This window comes from bacterium, assembly GCA_040756715.1.
Classification (GTDB): Bacteria; UBA9089; UBA9088; order UBA9088; family UBA9088; genus JBFLYE01.
This window is the reverse complement of the sequence record JBFLYE010000077.1, coordinates 1-2,658: the sequence shown is the minus strand read 5'-3', so window position 1 is coordinate 2,658 and position 2,658 is coordinate 1. Positions and strand designations below refer to the sequence as shown.

Annotated in this window: 1 protein-coding gene; it reads right to left on the bottom strand. The window is 39.7% G+C overall.

Annotated features, from left to right (window positions below; genetic code table 11):
* Positions 1-2,225 (bottom strand): formate dehydrogenase-N subunit alpha (gene fdnG, locus AB1397_03150; protein MEW6481990.1); only part of this gene is annotated, 2,225 nt, incomplete at its 3' end.
* Positions 2,226-2,658: the final 433 nt, after the last annotated feature.

Here is a 2,658-nt window from a genome sequence, read left to right as displayed (position 1 = left end):
CAGGACCATTTTGGATATAATCCAAGGTTATTTGGGACATCTTGCGGGTCTCTTCTTGCCATCATATTTCCATCTTCTGTGTAAGAGCCAGAATAGATCCAATTGCCACAGGCGGTAGTTCCATCATCCGCTAACTTGGCAAAGGAAGCCACTTGCTTTTTTGTTTGTGTTTCATAGCCATTTATCTCCTTTGCTACTAAATGTGGATTTAGTGTCTCTCCATAATCCCAATTAAGATTAACTATTGGTTCGGGAAATACCCCTTGCTCTTTTTCATAAAGGGTTTTAAGCTCCTTGTAAAGGCTGTCAATAATTTCATAATCTGGCTTTGAATTGCCAATTGGCTCAATTGCCTTGTTCCTCCATTGTGCCCACCTTCCCGAGTTGGTAACCGAGCCCTCTTTCTCTAAAATTGAGGCAGCGGGTAATAAAAATACCTCGGTGTTTATCTTTGTTGAATCTACCCCCGGACGCTTCCAGAAATCTGCGGTCTCTTGCTCCCATAAATCCATTACCACAAGCCAGTTAAGGTTTTCCAATGCCTTGTAAGTCATATTAAGGTTTGGGCTACAGACACAGGGGTTTTGGCCAAAGACAAATAAGCCTTTTATTGTCCCTGCATACATTGCTTCAAAGAGGGAGATATAGGAATAATTACCTGAGTTCTTGGGAAGATAGGAATAGCAAAAGTCATTCTCCTGCCTTGCATTATCTCCCCACCAAGCCTTCAGGAGGGATGTAATATATTTTGGGGTATTCTGCCACCAATTGGCAGATTTAGGGTCTTTTGATTTCGGCGTATATTTTTCAATATATGTTTTTAGGTCAAGCTCTTTATCTGTGGGTGCCTTAAGATAGCCTGGAAGAATATGAAATAGCAAGGTATGGTCGGTTGAACCCTGAACATTTGGCTCGCCCCTTAAGGCATTTATCCCACCACCGGCAAAGCCAATGTTTCCCAAAAGGAGCTGAAGAATTGAATATGCCCTAATCATTTGAGCCGCATTGGTATGCTGGGTAGTTCCCATTGAATACATTATGGTAGCTACCTTATCGGGCTTTCCTGTGGCACAGAATGTCTCACAAACCTTAAGGTAGGTATCCTTAGGGGTTCCTGTAATCTTTATTACTGTATCCACATCGTATCTTGCATAATGCCTCTTTAATAATTGAAAGACGCAATTTGGGTCTTGTAAGGTTTTATCTTTCTTGGGAATACCAGCTTCATCATATTGATACTTCCAGGTTGCCTTATCATAGCTTCTTTTCTCTGGATTATACCCTGAGAATAGCCCAATATCCTCGGATAGCTTGAAATCTGGGTTAATAAGAAATGGGGCATCGGTGTATTCTATAACATATTCTTTTTGATAGAGGTTATTTTGGAGGCAATAGTTTATAATCCCGCCAATAAAGGCAACATCACATCCAGAGCGCATTTGTGCATAAATATCTGCCTTGCTGGCTGTTCTGGTGAACCTTGGGTCAACCACAATAAGCTTTGCCCCCTGCTCCTTTGCCCTGGTTATCCATTTAAAGGAAACGGGATGGCATTCCGCAGCATTTGACCCAATTATCATAATACAATCAGAATTTTTAAGGTCAATCCAATGGTTGGTCATTGCACCCCTGCCAAAGGATTCTGCCAATGCTGCCACTGTAGATGAATGGCATAAGCGTGCCTGATGCTCAAGGTATACAAGACCAATTGCCCTCATCAGCTTTGTCCACAAATAGCATTCCTCATTGTTGTGCATTGCACCTCCTACTGAGGCAATTGCCCTTGTTCGATTTAAACCATCCAATTCAAATGTCTTGTCCCTTGTTTCTTTTATTTTCTTTGCAATGGTTCTTATGGCAAAGTTCCAATCCTTTTCCTCCCATTTTGTGCGTTTTGGGGCTCTGTATAAAACCTTTGTCTGCCTCCTTGGATTATTTACAATCTGGAAAATGGCAGAGCCTTTGCTACATAATGCCCCCTGGTTTATGGGATGGTCAGGGTCTCCCTCTGAATTTATCAGCTTACCCTCTCTTGTGGTAGCAATAATACCACATCCCACACTACAATATGGGCAGATTGAGGTTGTCTCCTTCCCATACTTTAGCTTAAGCTCTTCGGCATAAGCCTTTGGCTTTGCTAGATCAAATATCCCTAATTGGCTTAAGAATAAGCCCCCTCCTGCTGTCCCGGTAATCTTTAAGAAGCTTCTTCTGGTAACTTCCATTTTACACCTCCTTTGTCGCTCAATGAGGGGTTTTCCTCCCTCTATGATACTCGCTTCGTTCGTTTCTCCCCCTGAATAAAAAATTATTAATTATTATAAAATTATAAATTGTCAAATGTCAACAAAATTTTTGTATGGTGTAGCTTTAAGGGAACAAATGAAATCCGAAATCGCTATCATTTAAGCAATGCGTTTTTATAAACAATCCATTTCTGCCTCAACAAAGGCTTTAAGTGATTCCTCAATTTGACGATGAATACTTCTTTATCATTATAGTATCTTCCATTACTTAGTGCAAAAATAGTATTTAAGAAATTTTGAATTCTAAATTTTGAATTTTGAATTGAAGGTTTAAGTTTTATAAAATTTTTCCCCTTTTAATTCAAAATTCAACATTCAAAATTCATAATTTTATAAAGTTTTCCTTAAGATT